Source organism: Staphylococcus sp. HMSC035D11, assembly GCF_001836075.1.
Lineage (GTDB): Bacteria > Bacillota > Bacilli > Staphylococcales > Staphylococcaceae > Staphylococcus > Staphylococcus hominis.
Genome location: NZ_KV827237.1, coordinates 1 through 18,687, shown reverse-complemented (window position 1 = coordinate 18,687; position 18,687 = coordinate 1). Strand labels below are relative to the sequence as shown.

The following is an 18,687-nucleotide window of genomic DNA, read 5'->3' as shown; positions in this document are numbered from 1 at the left end:
AAATAAAAAATTTAAATTACAAATGTAAACTTGAAAGGATATGAATATAAAATGGCTAAAGAAAACTATTCTGCTGCAGATATGGTCATTGATACTTTAAAAAATAATAATGTGGATTATGTATTTGGTATTCCAGGTGCAAAAATCGACTATTTATTCGATGCATTAGAAGATGATGGTCCAGAACTTATCGTTACACGTCATGAACAAAATGCTGCAATGATGGCACAAGGCATTGGACGTTTAACAGGTAAACCTGGTGTTGCATTAGTAACAAGTGGTCCAGGGGTAAGTAACTTAACAACTGGATTATTAACAGCTACTTCAGAAGGTGACCCTGTATTAGCAATCGGTGGTCAAGTTAAACGAAATGATTTATTACGTCTTACTCACCAAGCTGTAGATAATGCTGCGTTACTAAAATCATCAACTAAATATAGTGCAGAGGTTCAAGATCCTGAATCATTATCTGAAGTTATGACAAATGCAATCCGCACTGCAACTTCTGGTAAAAATGGTGCAAGTTTCATTAGTATTCCACAAGACGTTATTTCATCTCAAGTGCAAAGTAAAGCAATCGACTTACCAGAAAAACCTCATTTAGGCGTACCAACAGATGAAGAAGTGAATGAAGTGCTTCAAGCAATTAAAGATGCTAAATTCCCTGTATTACTTGCAGGTATGAGAAGTTCTAGTGAAAAAGAAACAGAAGCAATTCGTAAATTTGTTGAAAAAACAAGCTTACCTGTTGTAGAAACTTTCCAAGGTGCTGGTGTAATTAGTCGTGAATTAGAAGACCATTTCTTTGGTCGTGTTGGTTTATTCCGTAACCAAGTGGGTGACGAATTACTAAGAAAAGCTGATTTAGTAGTTGCAATCGGTTATGATCCAATTGAATACGAAGCAAGTAACTGGAATAAAGAATTAGATACTGAAATTATCTCAATTGACGAAGTACATGCTGAAATTACAAATTACTTACGTCCTAAAAAAGAATTAGTAGGTAATATTGCAGGTACAATTCAAATGATGTCAGAAAAAGTGTCTGAACCAATTATTGATCAAAAACATTTAGATGACTTAGAAGAATTAAGAGCAAATATTATCGAAGCTACTGGTATTAAATATGAACATGAAGATGGTATTTTACATCCAGTAGAAATTATTAATACAATGCAAAAAACGTTAACTGATGATACAACTGTTACAGTAGACGTAGGTAGTCATTATATTTGGATGGCTCGTAAATTTAGAAGTTACAATCCAAGACACTTATTATTCAGTAACGGTATGCAAACTTTAGGTGTTGCGTTACCATGGGCTATAGCAGCTGCATTAGTACGTCCAAACACACAAGTTGTGTCAGTTGCTGGTGATGGTGGTTTCTTATTCTCAGGTCAAGATTTAGAAACTGCTGTACGTAAAAAATTAAATATCATTCAATTAATTTGGAATGATGGTAAATACAACATGGTTGAATTCCAAGAAGAAATGAAATATAAACGTGCAGCTGGCGTAGCATTTGGTCCAGTAGATTATGTTAAATATGCAGAGTCATTTGGTGCGAAAGGTATCCGAGTAACAAGCCCAGAAGAACTTGAAGCTGCAATTAAAGAAGGTTACGAAACAGAAGGACCTGTTTTAATTGATATTCCAGTAAATTATAAAGATAATATTAAATTATCAACAAATATGTTACCAGATTCTTTAAATTAATTTTCTAAAAATAGGAGTGAATATTAATATGGGTCATGTATTATATCAACATGGTACATTAGGTACATTGATGGCAGGTTTATTAGAAGGAACTGCCACAATCGATGAATTATTAAAACATGGTGATTCAGGACTAGCAACACTTACAGGTTCAGACGGTGAAGTTATCTTCATTAATGGAGAAGCTTACCATGCAAATGAAAAAAAAGAATTCGTTAAACTTAAAGGTGATGAATTAACACCTTTTGCAACAATTACTAAATTTGAAGCAGATGAATCTTATGAAACTTCTAATAAAGATTCTGAAACAGTATTAAATGAAGTAAAAGAACATATGTTAAGTGATAATTTATTCTCAGCAGTAAAAATCACTGGTAAATTTAAAAAAATGCATGTTCGTATGATGCCAAAACAAGAACCACCATATACAAGATTAATTGATTCAGCACGTAGACAACCTGAAGAAACTCAGGAAGATGTTAACGGTACAGTGATTGGCTTCTTTACACCTGAATTATTCCATGGTATTGGTTCTGGTGGTTTCCATATTCATTTCGCCAACGATGATCGTAATTTCGGCGGACACATTTTAGATTTTGAAGTAGATGATGTAAAAGTTGAAATTCAAAACTTTGAAACATTTGAACAACACTTCCCAATCGATAATAAAACATTCACTAATACTGAAATTGATTATGCAGATATCGATGCAGAAATTAGAGAAGCTGAATAATATATCATCATTAGAGTTCGAATCTTTTAAGATTCGAACTTTTTTATTTCATTAAAATAATATTTTAAGCAATTCAATTTAATGGTATAATGATTTCGAATTTTATGTTTATGGAGGTATATAGGATGCAATGTCCAAATTGTGGTCAGTCATATCAACAAGGAGATTTATTTTGTGGAGAATGTGGAACGAAATTAGATCAGATTACACCATCTACAACAACACCAGAATCATTAAACTTGGATAGTCATATAAACAAAAGTGTAAATCACTCTACTTCAAGTTCTGTTACTTCGCCAAATGCTATATCAAAAGAACAGCCTACAGTGAATCAATACAACAATATTGAGTCATCTCAAACGCAAGATGCACCTGATTATACATCTTATCAACAACGTTATGGTAATCCTAGTGCTTCAAGTCAAAAAGTTAAATCTGTTGTCGAAGAAAGTAAAAAATTCTTTAAACAAGTGTTTAAACGGCATGATACAATCATTGAGAGTCATCATTCATTTAGTTACTCATTATTAGCTTCATTAGTGATAGTGGGCTTATTAATTTTAGGATTTTTTATTCATTTTATGATTGAAGATAGTTTTGGTTATATCGTTTCAGGAGTATTTACTATTGTTCTAAGAGTAATACTAGGCATCGCTATTGCTATAGCTATTCTTTTCTTTATTACTTATGGAGTGATACGTTTAACTGTACTTCAACCTTTTCAAATTAAAAAAGTTTTGTCAGACTTTATTTTAACGAATACATTATCAGTGCTTATACTTTTGTTAGGATTTATTTCACTATTTTTAAAACTTTATATTTTAAGTGGGGTATTAGGAGTATTTTCGATTATCTTATTATTCACATCATGTATATATTTAATTGCTAAATATAGTGTAAATAGAAAATTACGTATCCCTAGTTTTTACGGTGTTATCATATTTTTCGTTATTATTGGATTTGCATTACATTTATTTGGATCATCGTTAATTAGTCAATTCGATGATTTCGGAGTACTACGTAGATTATTTGGAAGAGGTTTTAGTGGCTTATTGTAAGCATTATGGAAGTAAATTTGTTCCAATTTAAAATGTATGTACTCAATGTGATACGCGTGTCATTAATGAATTTAAGTAATCACCATCTTTAAGAAATAATATAAAAAATACATAGGGCAATAAAAATTTTCAAAGAAATAGAAGATGAGGCTATTAAAAAAGTTCAAGATATAGTAAGTCGATAATATCTGATATATTTTTATTGTATAAGTCTCAAACTAAAAATAATATATAATATTTTATAAGGAGAATTGAGAAATGTTAAATGCTGAACCTATGATTAAGAAGATGAAAAATCAAAAAATCAATTATGATAGGGTGTTGAAAAAACTGATTAATCAATGGGAGCGTGAAGGCGTTCGCCCTAAAATTTTATTACATAGTTGTTGTGCACCTTGTAGCACATATACATTAGAATATCTATCTCAGTATGCAGATATTGCTATTTATTTTGCTAATCCTAACATTCATCCTAAAAATGAATACTTAAGACGTGCCAAAGTCCAAGCACAATTTGTAAAAGATTTTAATGAGAAGACTGGATATTCGATAAAATATATTGAAGCTGATTATCAGCCATATGAATTCATGAAGATGGCGAAATCGCGTGGTCTTACTGAAGAACCTGAAGGTGGAAAACGTTGTACAGCGTGTTTTGAGATGCGTTTAGAGCTTGTCGCAGAAGCAGCAGTGAAGTATGGATATGATTATTTCGGTAGTGCATTAACATTATCTCCTAAAAAGAATGCTCAATTAATTAACGAACTCGGTATGGAAGTTCAACGATTATACAATACATATTATTTACCTAGTGATTTTAAGAAAAATAAAGGTTACGAACGGTCTATAGAAATGTGTAATGATTATAATATATTTAGACAATGTTATTGCGGATGTGTATTTGCAGCGATGGAACAAGGTATTGATTTTAAAAAAATTAATCGAGAAGCTAAAGCATTTTTAGAACAATTTTAAAAGGAGTAAGAGAGAATGAGTTAACCATTCTTTCTTACTCCTTCGCTTTTAGTTATAACGTACGATGGATAAAACGCACAATAGCTAAAATAGCAATAACAAGGGCAGATAGTAGTCCAGCAATTTTTATACCTTTCTTCTCTTTTTCAGGTTCAGGATCTTTATTTTCCATCATTTCTAATAGTTCACGTTCAATTTCAAGATCCAAAGCTGTTTTCTTTTCACCATTGTAACCGATACTATTATCGTATTCTTGAGAAGATTTGGCATCTTCAATGTTATGCTTATCTTTAGTTTGTGACTTTGTTTGTTTATCTTCTATAGTCATCAACATACCCTCCGATAGTACGTGCTACGTGTAATATTAGTATAGTACACTTTATCGTTTAGTGAAATATTTTAACGTCTAGCATCTAGTCCAATAATCTCACTAATATGACTATAATGGTTTGCTTTTAAATATTTAGCAATATCTCGATTAATCTTTTTAGTTAAACCAGGGCCTTCTATCACGAGGGATGAGTAGATTTGTACAAGTGACGCACCATTTCGCATCATTTGAATAGTATCTTGTGCACTAAAAATACCACCTGTACCAATGATTAAAAATTCGCCATTCGTTTGTTGATAAGCCCATTTTACAAGTTCTAAATTACGTTTAAATAAAGGTCGACCACTTAATCCTCCGTCTTCTACTTTATTTGGAGAAGATAATCCATCACGTTGACGTGTGGTATTGGCTAAAATCATACCATCAAAGGTTTCTGTAATTTGAGGTAAAATAGTTTTAAAACCTTCAAGTTCTAAATCTGAAGTTAGCTTTAAAAAGATTGGGACATTCACTTCGTGTTGTGCTTTATAATCTATTAAAGCATGACATAACATTGAAAATTCATCTTTATCATGGAAACTTTGTAAGTTTTCAGTATTAGGTGAGCTAATATTCACAGTGAAAAATGATACATCTGCTTTAAACGCATCGATGACTTTAATATAATCTTGATAACGCTCTTCGTAAGGTGTCGTTTTATTAACGCCCACATTTAAACCTACAGGAATAGTGTAAGCATGACGTCTTAAATTCCATAAAGCTTTATTCATCCCCATATTATTAAAGCCCATACGATTGATTAAGGCATCATCTTCAAGTAAGCGATACATACGCGGTTTAGGATTGCCATCTTGTGGTTTAGGTGTAATGCCACCAAGTTCAAGAGCACCGAAACCAGCATTTTCAAGTGCTTTAGGCACTTCACATGATTTATCAAAACCAGCAGCTAAACCAACTGGATTTTTAAATGTTATCCCTTTAATGTTTTGTGAAAGAGAGGGGTGTTCATATGTAAATAATTTATTTACAAAAGGTAGTAAAAAAGCGTTTTTCTGAGTGAATTTTAAGGCATCTACTGTTAATCCATGTGCCTTTTCAGGTTCGATTTTGAATAAAAGAGGTTTAATTAATTTGTACATAATAATGCTCCATTTCATTGTATTTGAGGCTTACGATCCTCATTTAATATCATTGAAAAAACATTCCTTTAATAGACTAGCACGTTCGATTAAAAATGAATAGTCAAATTTGAAAGTGTTTGAAAAATTGCCTAACTTTAAATCATTTTGGAATGACAAAGGTTAAAGCACATCCATTTAGGTAATAGAATAGTAGATAAAGAATTGGACTAAGGAGGATAATTAATGAAATCAGATTGGAAAAATCAATTACCTTTAGAGGGTATTCAAGATATTTCACCAGTAAGCGGTGGAGATGTAAATGAAGCATTTAAAATTACAACAAACGATGATATATATTTTTTATTAGTTCAAAGAAATCGTAAACCCTCTTTCTACGCTGCCGAAATGGCTGGACTAGAAGCATTTGAAAAAGCAGATATTACAGCACCAAGAGTGATTGAAAATGGCGAAATTAATGGCGATGCGTATCTATTACTCAGTTATTTAGAAGAAGGCGGTAAAGGAAGTCAAAAAGAATTAGGACAACTTGTAGCCAAAATGCATAGTCATCAACAGTCAGAAGGTAAGTTTGGATTCGAGTTACCTTATGAAGGGGCTGATGTCTCATTTGATAATACATGGTCAGAGTCTTGGAGTGAAATTTTTGTAGAACGCCGTATGGATCATTTAAGGGATGAACTATTACGTAAAAATTTATGGAATGAAGAAGATAATAAAGTATACGAACAAGTACGTTCTGTTATGATTAATGAATTAGAAAATCATAATAGCAAACCGTCTCTTTTACACGGTGATTTATGGGGCGGTAATTATATGTTTTTAAAAGATGGGCGTCCCGCTTTATTTGATCCAGCGCCGTTATATGGAGATAGAGAATTTGATCTAGGTATCACTACTGTCTTCGGTGGATTTACACAAGAGTTTTATAATGAATATGAAAAGCATTATCCTTTAGGAAAAGGAGCAGAAAAACGCTTAGAGTTCTATAGATTATATTTATTCATGGTGCATTTAGTTAAATTTGGTGGTATGTATGCAAGTAGTGTGAATCGTTCAATGGATCACATATTGGCCTAATAAAATACTTCGGGTTAAGTCGTCTTAATCCGAAGTTGTTTCTTTCGTCTTTAATGAAGTGATTATATCATTAGGTGTTAAAACTAATAATGAAGTGGATGAATTAATGCATAAAGTGGAAGCATTAGGTGGTAAGGTGATTGATGAACCTAAGACTTCTCAAGGTTATTACGGTGCAACATTTGCTGATCCAGATGGACATAAATATAATTTCTTAGTTTGTTAGTTCAATTAATTTTATAAAATACGCCAATTAATATACGCCCCAAAGTTAGAATGAGATCTAATGGTGGGGCGCATTTTTAATGAAAAAGTTATCATGAAGACGTTTTTTTATCTTTATATAGATTCATATAAATAATAGAAATAATGATTAAAATCGCGCCGGTTATGAATTTAGGCGTTAATGGTAAAGGGAAAAACGGGAAAGAAAATATAAACACAAATATAGGATTGAGGGTTCTTATAATATTCGCTTCACGAAACGAAATGTATTTCAAACCTTCATAAAATAATAAAAGTCCTATTACGCCACTACACAAAGCAGAAAGTAAAATAGAGAACAAGCCTATGCTTATATGTATGGTATGTAAATGATTAGTCACAATTAATATGATACCTAGCAACAAAGTAGAAGTCGCCTGATTGTATAGTAAGATGGTTTTAGAATCAATGTCTTTGACGGTCTTTTTAGCTAACATATTCGTTAGCGCAAAAAAGAATGTATAAGATAGGGTGACAATCACACCTAATATACTGTTAAAATCACCTGAAAAATGAGTAATCAAGAATGAACCTATAACAGCAAAAATTATAGGAAGGATATCGTTTTTGCACAACGTTTCATTTAGAAAGAGCACTGAAAGAAACAACGCAAATATAATATAAAATCTTCCTAATAATCCAACACTAACTGGATCTAACAAACTTAAACTTACATATTGGAGTAAAATACCTATTGTATTAGTAATACCTAAGAGCCATATAAATTTGTTATGATAGATTTTTATTTTACTTTTATCGAGTAATACAGTTATTAATAATATTAAAGTTGAAAACAAAGCATTAAAAAAACTTGCTTGAATAGGTGATAAATCAGTGAGTGAAAGTTTGTTTAATATTGGGGTTAAAGACATGATTGCTACGGAAATAATATTAAATAAATACCCTTTTTTAACCTTATTCATGGTATACCCCTAAATATTTAAAAATTTCTTCATATAACCCATCTTGAAATGATAATAAATTTTTGTCTAATGGTTCTTTCGTAAGTATTCTTTCAGTAGTTTCTGAATATTTCGGTATATCTTTAAAATAGCTTACTTCAGCTTTTGTAATTGTAGTGGTATGGCCATTTGGTAGTATATAGTAACCTAAATAGTCTATATCACTTTCATTGATGACAGCGCCAGACTCTTCATAAGCCTCTCTGATAGCTGTCTCATTCATCGTTTCATTATGGTTTACCTTACCTCCTGTTAATTCCCATGCTCTTTTTTTATTTTTAACAAAAACAAGATGTCCTTGATAGGTTAAAACAATTAAAACAGAATCATATTTTGTAACTGTCTCATTAAATTGAAGTTTGATATGATTTATAATCATTTTTATCTACCTCCTTTATGAGGTAGATATAACTGTAGAATCCAAAATTTTTATTAAAAACATTTAATATTTGATCAATTGATGAAATCAGTTTAAAACTGATTGAGTCGTTCTTAAAAGTCTTTCGTGAGACTACTTTAAAACCATATTTATTAGCTATCTTTTCTAAATCATTTACGCTATATTCCGTTTGATAACCAAATTTCCAAACTTTTAATAAAATTTTTATTTTCTTATCTAAAATACCAAACGAATATTTATTTGGTGTCATTAATATAAGGTGTCCATTAGTTTTCAATACTCTATACATTTCCTTCATGACTTTATCAGGGTTTAGAAAATGTTCTATAACACCTAATGAACTAACTGTATCAAATGTATTTTGAGGGTAAGGTAAATTTTGAACATCTCCAATAACATACTTAAATTTGATTCCAGTTTTAATCATATACTCAGTTGCAATACTTTTTGCATTTTCAGAAATATCAATACCATGTCTTTCAATTTTATATTTCTCAATAAGTTTGAATAGGATGGCCCCATCCCTGCATCCAGCTTCTAATACTTTATCGCCAGGACTAAAATAATATTCATTATAAATAAATGTTTTTAATTTATCTTTTGCTCTTTCAATTCTTGATGGTGGGAAATTATATGATACTTTATTCATAGATGCACCTTCTTAGTTGTTTTATATATTATTATATATTTATTTTATATAATATCATAATTATTATCGTGATAAGTTATGATGTTTGATTCTATACCTGAATATATCTTATAAATAAATATTTGTGGCTTGAACTATTCTACGATAGACTATGAAATATATTTGTTGAGTGGCATATAGAATCAGTCGCATAAACGAACATAAGTGAGCAATCACTTCATTAAGTAGTTTTAATTATTAAAATCAAAGAACTACTTTATATTTTCTCTAGGAAAGGGTTTCAACAAAATGAGCTGTGATTCAATTAAGAACTTTACTCAAAATATGGACATAAAAAATCTGCCCTCAAAGTCAGAACTTTGAAGGCAGTCTAAGTCTTGATAATAAAATTTTAATTTTTTTGAATGTTGCCGTATTCTTCTCTTAAGTCATACACTTTATCAGGTGTAACGTCTTGACCAAGTGGATCGACAACTTTCATAGTTGAGAATGTATGAAGGACTTGGCCTCTAATCATTCCTAAATATTCTTGTCTTAATTGATGTTGTTCTTGTTTTTCTTCAACACTCAAACTTTCAACTTTTTCTTTATTTGCTAATTGATTAATTCTATCTAGTAATTCTCTCATTATTTATTCCTCCTAATTTGTATGAGCTGGGAAGTGGGGTACAATATACGTTCCAACTTCTTCTATAAGTGCTTCGATATCACGATCATCATTTGTAAATCTTAAGATAATATGATTTGTATTAATGGATTCATAAGCTTTTAATATTTGTAGTAAATTTTTACGTCCAGTACGGAAACCACCTTTAATCGGTTTTACGGTTTCATTTGGATTTTGGGATAAATCAATCATTAGAATATTCATAAACGGTTTGAATCGGTCGGTACCACTGTGCCAAGCTTCAACTAATTTCTTTTGATCTTGAAAAGGTTGTGCGTAAAATAGCCAACCATCCATATGCTGTTGTAACCAGGACATGGATTGTCTTGAGTAGCCTGTACCAAACATCGGAATCGTATGATGTTTAGGCAATACTTGTAACCCAGAATCCTCATATAATTCAAAAATTGAATTTGAAATGTTGGGAGAATGTGATTGCCAAAGTGCTCTTAATGATTGAATGGTTGTTTGATAACGTTCTGTTAATGCACTTTCATCTACTTTAAATGCAGGGAATTCGAAAGAACGATCACCGGTAGCCATACCGAGTAATAAACGTTGATTGGAAATAAGATCAAGTGAGGCTGATGATTTAGCTAAATGGATAGGATGACGTAGTGTTGCCACAATACTGCTGGTCCCAAGTGCAATTTTTGAGGTAAACGCACTTAAATACGTTAGGAAAACAAATGGGTCGTAATTTTCAGTTACAGATCCTAAATGAGGACTATAAAGTGGATTATCTCTTACGAATAAACTTGTAAATCCTAATCGTTCAGCTTGTTGTGCAAACTTCACTTGTTCGTTAAAATCAATATGCTCTTTATTTTTACTATCAAATGGTATGGATAGACCTAATGTTAATTTATGATTTTTAAAGGTACGTTTAAAACCCTCATGATTTTCTATCTTGGACATATCATCCCTCCTAACTAAACTTTACATAAACAACACTTATTATCTAAACAACAAGTGTTGTTTATAATATAACCTAAATAATCATTTTATGCAAGTCGCATGCTTTTCTATAAAACAACACTTACAATCATTAAGACTGTAAGTGTTGTTTATAGAATTATAGATTTGTAATATGGTGAAGTAAAAATGGTAAGTTTTGATCAATAAATTGCTCAGCACTTAGTTCGCTTGTATCTAACCAATGTCTTGCCAGTCCGCATAAACCAGCAGCTAAAAAGCTTGCGCTATTTTCAATAATACTAGAATCGTGCTCGGAATATTTATGTTGTAACATAAGGGTAAACATAGCTTCCAACTCGTTGTTAATGCATTTATGAGCATGGTTACAAAATGTCTCACGATTGAGTTTGCAAGCATTTTGTACATTTTCCAAATAATATGCTATCGAGACAAATAATTTAGAGATAATCTGACCATTGAGCGTTTCTGAAATAGACAACGTTTCTTTAATATCTTTAAGAACAGTCATTGATAATGAATAATCTAATATTTCATATTTATCATTAAAGTGTGCGTAAAATGTAGCCCGATTAACAGTAGCACGGTCAGTAATATTTTTTACTGTAATTTGGGTCATTTCTTTTTCTTGTGACACATTTAGAAATGCTTCTACGAGTAATTGTTTTGTACGTATGACTCTTGGATCCATTTTATTGCTTGGCACAAAGACACCCCTTTCATTTTAAAATGTGTTTACTTTAAATTATTAAACGAACAAAGAAGGTTGTCAAAGAGTATGATTACTCTTTCTATTTTAAACTATTATAATAGAAGAAATTTGTTTTTTCTTTTTAAATTACATATATATTGTTGGTCAAAATTCTTAAAATATCCATAAAACTAGAAAAATTTAAGAAAATGATAAAATAAATATTCTGAAAATTTAGAAAATGTGTTATAGTATTTTTTATCATTACTTAATACAACAACAAAATATTATAGGAGGTATAAGAATGACAACAGAACTTAGAAAAATAAGCGTTGGAGATTTTATTTTTAGAGTACTTTCCGGAGTGGCTATTGGGATTGTGGTAGGTTTAGTACCGAATGCCATTTTAGGTGAAATCTTTAAAGCTCTTATGCATCACCATCCTATTTTTGCAACATTACTACATGTTGTTCAAGCATTACAATTTACTGTACCAGCATTAGTAGGTGCGTTAATTGCGATTAAATTTAATATGACTCCTCTTGCGATTGCAGTCGTATCAAGTGCAGCTTATGTAGGAAGTGGTGCTGCTCAATTTAAGAATGGGGCTTGGATTATTGCAGGTATTGGTGATCTAATCAATACGATGATTACTGCTGCAATTGCAGTTTTATTTATTCTACTTATTGAAAAACGTGTAGGAAGTATGGCATTAATTGTTTATCCAACAATTGTTGGAGGTATCTCAGCTACAATTGGTGTGCTCATCCTACCATATGTACATACTATAAATATTGCGATTGGTAATATGATTAATAGTTTCACTGAATTACAACCCGTATTGATGTGTATGTTAATCTCAATGGTATTTAGTTTTATTATTATTTCCCCATTATCAACAGTAGCTATTGCTATTGCCATTGGTATTACAGGTTTGGCAGCTGGTTCAGCTTCAATTGGTATTTCAGCTACTGAAGCGGTTTTACTTATTGGCACAAGTCAAGTAAATCGTGTTGCAGTACCAATTTCTATTTTCTTTGGTGGCGTGAAAATGATGATGCCAAATATGGTGAAATATCCAATTATTATGCTACCTATTTTGATTACCGCAGCGGTTTCTGGTGTAGTTGGTAGTCTTATCGGTATTGCTGGAACAAAAGAGTCTGCTGGGTTTGGATTTATTGGTATGATTGGGCCGATTAGTGCATTTAAATTTTTACACGTCGATTCAGCTGTTATGAGTATCATACTAATTATTATTGGATTTTTTGTTGTACCTTTAGTAACAGCATTTATACTAGATGTTATTTTACGCAGAGTCTTAAAATTATTTACAAATGATATTTACAAATTTATGGGATAAACGCATTAGCCTGGGACATGATGAATTGTCTCAGGCATTTTTAAATTTAAACGATAAACGCCAATAATGTTACAATAAAATAGAAAAAAGATTAAAAGGATGAAGGGTTAATGGCGAAAAAAATTGAAGCTTTAGCATTAAAAACAGCAGAATTAACACGACGTACACATGAACTAGGCATTCCAGTGATGTTATTATTTGAAGGTGTACCTGCATCTGGGAAGACGCGCTTATCTAATGAGTTATTATTAAATTTAGATGCGAAGTATACACAATTTATTGCGACACAGTCACCTAAACAGGATGATTTAAGATATCAATTTTTACAAAAATATTGGAATACCTTACCTAAAAAAGGTGATATAAATATTTATTTTAGAAGTTGGTATTCTCATTATCTAGATTATAGAGAAAATAAAATTAAACACGCCAAATATAAAAACTATGATGTACTCAAACAACAAATTTCTTCTTTTGAAAATATGCTTAAACGAGATCACTATGAAATCATTAAGTTTTTCATAGAAATTAATGAAGAAAAACGTCAAGAACATATTCAACAAACCAAAGATAATCCATTGACGCGTTGGAAAGTTCAAGAATATAGTAATGTACTTTCAACAGATATTTATCTTAAAGACATGCGTCAATTTATAAAAAATGATAAAGCATGGGAAATCATTGATTATACCGAAAGAGAAAAAGCGATTGAAACAATGTATGAACATATTATCAAACGTCTTGAAACAGCGATTGAGAAGCATGAGCAAAAAGAAGAACAGCGAGACGGTAAATTTCATTCTAATTTTAAAACACACCTTTTTGATAGAAAGGTGGATAAAGTAAAAAAAGATGAATATAAACAGCTCATTGAGGAATTGCAAAATCGTATGAGAGAAATTCAATTCGCTTTATATGATAGAAAGATTCCACTTATTTTAGTATTTGAAGGTATGGATGCAGCTGGTAAAGGTGGAAATATTAAACGAATTAGAGAAAAATTAGATCCAACGGGTTATCGAGTGAATGGCATTAGTGCCCCTACAGATGTTGAATTAAAACATCATTATTTATGGAGATTTGCGAAAGAAATGCCAAGAATAGGGCACATCGAATTATTCGATAGAAGTTGGTATGGTCGTGTATTGGTAGAGCGTGTCGAAGGTTTTGCTACTGTCGATGAATGGCAACGTGCATATGATGAAATAAACGCATTTGAGAAAATGTGGACAGATGAAGGAGCGATTATTTTAAAGTTCTTCCTTACATTAGATAAAGAAGAACAATTAAAACGTTTTAAAGATCGTCAAGAAAATGTTAATAAACAATGGAAAATTACAGATGAAGACTGGCGAAATAGAGAAAAATGGGATTTATACGTGGAATCAAGTCACGATATGGTTGAGAAAACAAATACATCCTATGCACCATGGCTTGTGGTCCCTGCTGATCATAAAAAAACCTCTCGTATTGAGATACTAAAATATATTATTCGTAATTGTGAAAAGGTACTTTGGGGAGTAAAGGATTATTAAAAATAAATAAGGAAACTTAATACGTACAAGCTCTTGTTTTTTTATCAAAAGTAAAGAATTTAAATAGCCAATTACACTTTAAAAATATTACAGTAATGTAACAAAACATTAATTTGTAATATTACTAATGATGTTAAAGTATTGTAATTTTTGTAAGAAAGTATTGTAAAACGTTAATTTATAATAAAAATAAACTCCATATTGATAGATTTTATATATTACAAGAAGTATTTAATATATTTCAATATTACAAAATGATGGATTAATTGTAATTTTTTGTAAAAAAAGCGTAATACTATTCTATGAATTTTGTGTTATAGTAGCTATTGTCAAAAGTTAAACAACAAATCAAAACAGAAATTAATCTTAAACAAAGAACGAAACATAACGAAAATATATATTTCAATTTTGGAGGAATTATTTATTATGAAAAAGACAATAATCGCTTCGTCATTAGCAGTAACTTTAGGTTTAACAGGATATGCTTTAACAAACGATCACAGTGCACATGCATCAGAACAAACAACTAACTATTCTCATTTAGCTGACTTAGCTCAAAATAACCCATCTGAATTAAATGCTCACCCAGTACAAGCTGGTGCATATGACATTTCATTCGTAAAAGACGGTTTCAAATATAACTTTACTTCAAATGGTAACACTTGGTCTTGGAACTATACTTACACTGGTGGTGCTGACACAGCTCAATCAACTACTGACTACACTGAGTCTTATAATCAAGCTTCAACTCAATCAGTAAGTTCAAATAATCAAGCTAGCACTTCAAATGTAAAAGCTGTTTCAGCTCCAGTACAAAGAACGTCTAGCTACAATAACTACAGTGCTCGTACAACTTCATACTCAGCACCAAAAACAACTTCATACTCAACTGCTTCAACTGGTGGATCAGTTAAAGCTCAATTCTTAGCTAACGGTGGTACTGAAGCTGCTTGGAACGCTATCGTAATGCCAGAATCAAGCGGTAACCCAAATGCTTCTAATGGTCAATATCATGGTTTAGGCCAAACTAATCAATCATGGGGTACTGGTTCAGTAGCATCACAAACTCAAGGTATGGCTAACTATGCTAAATCACGTTACGGTTCATGGGATGCAGCAATTGCTTTCCGTAATGCTAACGGTTGGTGGTAAGATTTAAGTAGATAACTGGATAGGACATCGAGTTATTGAAATAAAGCCTGGGACATTATTAAATGTCTCAGGTATTTTTAATATATTGACAATTGATAACTGAATTGAAAATGTGCTTGTTTAAGCTTTTTCAACTTTAGTCTTTTTTGCTGAAGTGGGACGACGAATTCAAAGTGAATTCTATCCCACTTCTTTTTTATTAAATAATGTCATGTATATTCTAAACGATGAATGGATAAAAAAATTTAACTAAAGAAGATGTTTATTTATAAGATGACTATCGTAATGTGATGTATTGAACTAGTTCATTGGTTTTCTATACTGTCAGTTATTATTTTTGTGAGAGCGTCTGCCTATATTAAAATAAATGATATATTAAATACTTTATTAGTGAATTTACTGAGACACAAAATAATTATTATCTGTCCTGTAATTATATAGATTTATATTTTTCAGGCGTAAAGCAAGCATATATCCAGACGGAGACGTACCCATTGTATTAACAAGTGCTAAAATAACAGCAGAGGCTATGTTAGAAGATATAAAAAATATGAAATAGAATAAATAAATCTGAAAATTGACAATTATCAGTGTAATGTTAAAATAAGACTTAATACGTAAGAACTTATCGAGAGAAGTGAAGGGATTTGGCCCAATGAAACTTCAGCAACAGGCTTCATAAATATAAAGTACTGTGCTAACTCCAAGAGGATAATAAATAACCTCAAAGATAAGTGACATATATCTCATGAAGCTATATGCCACACAAAAGTGGTATATAGCTTTTTATTTAAGGAGGAATAACATGGTTATTTCAAAAAGATTAGCAGCCATTCCTGATAGCTATTTTGGAAAAACGATGGGACGTAAAGTAGAACATGGCCCTTTACCACTTATTAATATGGCAGTAGGCATTCCCGATGGTGAAACACCAGAAGGTATTATTGAGCATTTTTCTGAAGCGATTCGGATTCCTGAAAATCAAAAATATGGTGCCTTTCATGGTAAAGAATCATTTAAAGAGGCCATTGTTAATTTTTACCAACGTCAGTACAATGTGACATTAGATAAAGAAGATGAAGTATGTATTTCATATGGTACAAAAAATGGACTAGTAGCTTTACCTACATGTGTTGTTAATCCTGGAGAAAATGTGCTACTTCCGGATCCTGGATATACAGATTATTTAGCAGGAGTGATGCTCGCAGATGCCAATCCGGTTCCATTAAATTTAGATCCTCCAGATTATTTGCCAAATTGGGATAATGTAGATAAGAGAGTACTAGACAACACAACGCTTGTTTATTTAACATATCCCAATAATCCAACAGGATCAACGGCTACAAAAGAAGTATTTGATGAAGCAATTGAACGATTCAAAGGTACAAATACAAAAATTGTGCACGACTTTGCTTATAGTGCTTTTGGCTTTGATGCTAAAAATCCAAGCATACTTGCTTCAGAACACGGTAAAGATGTCGCTATTGAAATTTTCTCACTTTCAAAAGGATATAATATGTCAGGTTTCCGAGTGGGTTTTGCAGTAGGAAATAAAGATATGATTCAAGCATTAAAGAAATATCAAACGCATACAAATGCTGGAATGTTTGGTGCGTTACAAGATGCAGCGACGTATGCACTTAATCATTATGATGAATTTTTAGAAGAACAGAATGAAACATTTAAACGGCGTCGAGATAAGTTTGAAGCAAAATTAAGTGAAGCCCATCTACCATTTGTGCATTCTAAAGGCGGTATCTATTCATGGTTACGTACACCTCCAGGTTATGATAGTGAAACCTTTGAACAATATTTATTAAAAGAGAAATCTATTTTAGTTGCTCCAGGTATACCGTTTGGTGAAAATGGAAAACATTACGTGCGTATCTCACTTGCATTAGATGATAAATGGTTAGAAGAAGCAGCTAGTAGGTTAATTGACCTAGCTGATATGTATAAAGCAAAGCATAGTTAAAAAATTATGAAGGAAGAGGATCAATATATGACCAAAATTAAAATTATGAGTGTAAGAGATGAAGATATACCATATATTAACGAGTGGGCGAAACAAAACAATGTTGATGTTGATTTAACCAAAGAAATGTTAACAGAGACAACAGTTGATACTGTAAAAGGATTTGATGGTCTATCGTTATCTCAACAACATCCAATTTCAGAAGAGATTTTTGCGAAATTGAAACAATATGGAATTAAGCAAATTGCACAACGTAGTGCAGGATTTGATACGTATGACTTAGATTTAGCTACTAAGTACGACATCATTATCTCAAATGTACCCTCGTATTCTCCAAGTTCAATTGCTGAATTTGCTGTTACACAAGCCATCAATATTGTAAGGTATCAAAAACGTATTCAACATAAAGTGCATAATTATGACTTTCGTTGGGAACCTTCTATATTATCACAATCTATCCGAGATTTAACTGTGGCAGTAATTGGTACTGGACGCATAGGTTCGATTGTGGCAGAAATTTTTGGAAAAGGTTATAACAGCAAGGTTGTTGCTTATGATCCATTTCCAAATAACGCTTTAGCAAAATTCGTTGATTATAAAGATACATTAGAAGAAGCAATTAAAGAAGCTGATATTGTTACCGTGCATATTCCAGCTACGAAATATAATCATCATTTGTTTAATGACGTTGTTTTTTCAAATTTTAAAAAAGGTGCCGTATTTGTGAATGCGGCAAGGGGATCAATTGTAGATACACAAGCTTTACTTTCTGTTATAGATAGTGGTCGAATTAAAGGGGCTGCATTAGATACATATGAATATGAAAGAGGATTATTCCCAGGTGATTATCGTGGAAAAGAGATAGATGATGTACTGTTAAAGCAACTTATCAAAAGAGAAGATATTATTTTAACACCACATATTGCTTTCTATACAGAAGCAGCTGTCAAAAATCTCATAGTAGATGCACTTGATGCAACTATGGATGTTTTAACTAGTGGTACGACTAAACTAAGGGTAAATTAAAATAAAAAGAGGCTGGGACATAATTTCTAACAAAT

General features: G+C 31.6%; 18 protein-coding genes, 2 pseudogenes and 1 riboswitch. Of the genes and pseudogenes, 12 read left to right on the top strand and 8 right to left on the bottom strand.

The features are described from left to right. Positions 1 to 51 precede the first annotated feature (51 nt). The 4 genes from alsS to HMPREF2647_RS05210 all read left to right on the top strand — a co-directional run bounded on the left by alsS (position 52) and on the right by HMPREF2647_RS05210 (position 4,482). A complete protein-coding gene (gene alsS, locus HMPREF2647_RS05225) occupies positions 52 to 1,716 on the top strand; it encodes an acetolactate synthase AlsS (protein ID WP_017175103.1) in 1,665 nt (554 codons plus the stop codon). A 28-nt stretch (positions 1,717 to 1,744) separates the two neighbouring features. After that, complete coding sequence (budA, locus tag HMPREF2647_RS05220) at positions 1,745 to 2,449, top strand: acetolactate decarboxylase (RefSeq protein WP_002449310.1); 705 nt, start codon at positions 1,745 to 1,747, stop codon at positions 2,447 to 2,449. 125 nt (positions 2,450 to 2,574) lie between these two features. After that, positions 2,575 to 3,507 (top strand): zinc ribbon domain-containing protein, encoded by a 933-nt coding sequence (locus tag HMPREF2647_RS05215; protein ID WP_017175102.1) that lies wholly within the window; start codon positions 2,575 to 2,577, stop codon positions 3,505 to 3,507. A gap of 258 nt (positions 3,508 to 3,765) precedes the next feature. Continuing rightward, positions 3,766 to 4,482, top strand: a complete 717-nt coding sequence (locus HMPREF2647_RS05210) for an epoxyqueuosine reductase QueH (protein ID WP_070859661.1) — start codon at positions 3,766 to 3,768, stop codon at positions 4,480 to 4,482. Positions 4,483 to 4,534: 52 nt separating this feature from the next. Here the strand turns inward: HMPREF2647_RS05210 and HMPREF2647_RS05205 are convergent, their stop codons facing one another. Beyond that, positions 4,535 to 4,810, bottom strand: coding sequence for a hypothetical protein (locus HMPREF2647_RS05205; RefSeq protein ID WP_070859658.1), 276 nt, complete (start codon positions 4,808 to 4,810; stop codon positions 4,535 to 4,537). A 71-nt stretch (positions 4,811 to 4,881) separates the two neighbouring features. After that, positions 4,882 to 5,952, bottom strand: coding sequence for a quinone-dependent dihydroorotate dehydrogenase (locus HMPREF2647_RS05200; RefSeq protein WP_017175099.1), 1,071 nt, complete (start codon positions 5,950 to 5,952; stop codon positions 4,882 to 4,884). A gap of 225 nt (positions 5,953 to 6,177) precedes the next feature. On the opposite strand from HMPREF2647_RS05200, the gene HMPREF2647_RS05195 reads away from it, so the two are divergent. Together HMPREF2647_RS05195 and HMPREF2647_RS05190 are read left to right on the top strand one after the other, a co-directional pair. Beyond that, positions 6,178 to 7,032, top strand: coding sequence for a fructosamine kinase family protein (locus HMPREF2647_RS05195; RefSeq protein ID WP_017175098.1), 855 nt, complete (start codon positions 6,178 to 6,180; stop codon positions 7,030 to 7,032). A 52-nt stretch (positions 7,033 to 7,084) separates the two neighbouring features. Then, positions 7,085 to 7,258, top strand: a pseudogene (locus HMPREF2647_RS05190) (VOC family protein); the annotation flags it as partial. Positions 7,259 to 7,349: 91 nt separating this feature from the next. Here the strand turns inward: HMPREF2647_RS05190 and HMPREF2647_RS05185 are convergent. The 6 genes from HMPREF2647_RS05185 to HMPREF2647_RS05160 form a co-directional block, all read right to left on the bottom strand. Further along, positions 7,350 to 8,219 carry a DMT family transporter gene (locus HMPREF2647_RS05185; RefSeq protein ID WP_049379266.1) on the bottom strand — a complete coding sequence of 290 codons (870 nt, stop codon included), beginning with the start codon at positions 8,217 to 8,219 and terminating at the stop codon, positions 7,350 to 7,352. Further along, complete coding sequence (locus tag HMPREF2647_RS05180; RefSeq protein ID WP_049379267.1) at positions 8,212 to 8,637, bottom strand: NUDIX hydrolase; 426 nt, start codon at positions 8,635 to 8,637, stop codon at positions 8,212 to 8,214. Before HMPREF2647_RS05180 ends, HMPREF2647_RS05185 begins: the two co-directional genes overlap by 8 nt. After that, positions 8,606 to 9,307: a class I SAM-dependent methyltransferase gene (locus tag HMPREF2647_RS05175; RefSeq protein ID WP_070859655.1), complete on the bottom strand. Its 702-nt coding sequence runs from the start codon at positions 9,305 to 9,307 to the stop codon at positions 8,606 to 8,608. The genes HMPREF2647_RS05180 and HMPREF2647_RS05175 overlap by 32 nt, the downstream gene beginning before the upstream one ends. 391 nt (positions 9,308 to 9,698) lie before the next feature. Further along, a complete protein-coding gene (locus HMPREF2647_RS05170) occupies positions 9,699 to 9,935 on the bottom strand; it encodes a DUF896 domain-containing protein (RefSeq protein ID WP_002488270.1) in 237 nt (78 codons plus the stop codon). Positions 9,936 to 9,947: 12 nt separating this feature from the next. Next, entirely contained in the window at positions 9,948 to 10,892 is a 945-nt protein-coding gene (locus tag HMPREF2647_RS05165) for an LLM class oxidoreductase (protein ID WP_049420460.1), read from the bottom strand. Positions 10,893 to 11,049: 157 nt separating this feature from the next. Then, on the bottom strand, positions 11,050 to 11,616 hold the full coding sequence (locus HMPREF2647_RS05160; RefSeq protein ID WP_061815454.1) for a TetR/AcrR family transcriptional regulator: 567 nt from the start codon (positions 11,614 to 11,616) through the stop codon (positions 11,050 to 11,052). Between the two features lie 289 nt (positions 11,617 to 11,905). Here HMPREF2647_RS05160 and HMPREF2647_RS05155 point away from each other — a divergent pair, with 289 nt between their 5' ends. From HMPREF2647_RS05155 to HMPREF2647_RS05135, 6 genes and pseudogenes are all read left to right on the top strand, one after another. Further along, on the top strand, positions 11,906 to 12,964 hold the full coding sequence (locus tag HMPREF2647_RS05155) for a PTS sugar transporter subunit IIC (protein WP_049434794.1): 1,059 nt from the start codon (positions 11,906 to 11,908) through the stop codon (positions 12,962 to 12,964). Positions 12,965 to 13,074: 110 nt separating this feature from the next. Beyond that, positions 13,075 to 14,499, top strand: coding sequence for a phosphate--AMP phosphotransferase (locus HMPREF2647_RS05150; RefSeq protein ID WP_070859652.1), 1,425 nt, complete (start codon positions 13,075 to 13,077; stop codon positions 14,497 to 14,499). Between the two features lie 426 nt (positions 14,500 to 14,925). After that, complete coding sequence (locus tag HMPREF2647_RS05145) at positions 14,926 to 15,651, top strand: aggregation-promoting factor C-terminal-like domain-containing protein (RefSeq protein ID WP_070859649.1); 726 nt, start codon at positions 14,926 to 14,928, stop codon at positions 15,649 to 15,651. 398 nt (positions 15,652 to 16,049) lie between these two features. Then, positions 16,050 to 16,210, top strand: a pseudogene (locus HMPREF2647_RS11590) (dehydrosqualene desaturase); the annotation flags it as partial. 63 nt (positions 16,211 to 16,273) lie between these two features. Then, a riboswitch (SAM riboswitch) is annotated at positions 16,274 to 16,388 on the top strand. Between the two features lie 68 nt (positions 16,389 to 16,456). Beyond that, on the top strand, positions 16,457 to 17,626 hold the full coding sequence (locus tag HMPREF2647_RS05140) for an aminotransferase class I/II-fold pyridoxal phosphate-dependent enzyme (RefSeq protein ID WP_061815452.1): 1,170 nt from the start codon (positions 16,457 to 16,459) through the stop codon (positions 17,624 to 17,626). 27 nt (positions 17,627 to 17,653) lie between these two features. Further along, complete coding sequence (locus tag HMPREF2647_RS05135) at positions 17,654 to 18,652, top strand: D-lactate dehydrogenase (protein ID WP_017175089.1); 999 nt, start codon at positions 17,654 to 17,656, stop codon at positions 18,650 to 18,652. Positions 18,653 to 18,687 lie beyond the last annotated feature (35 nt).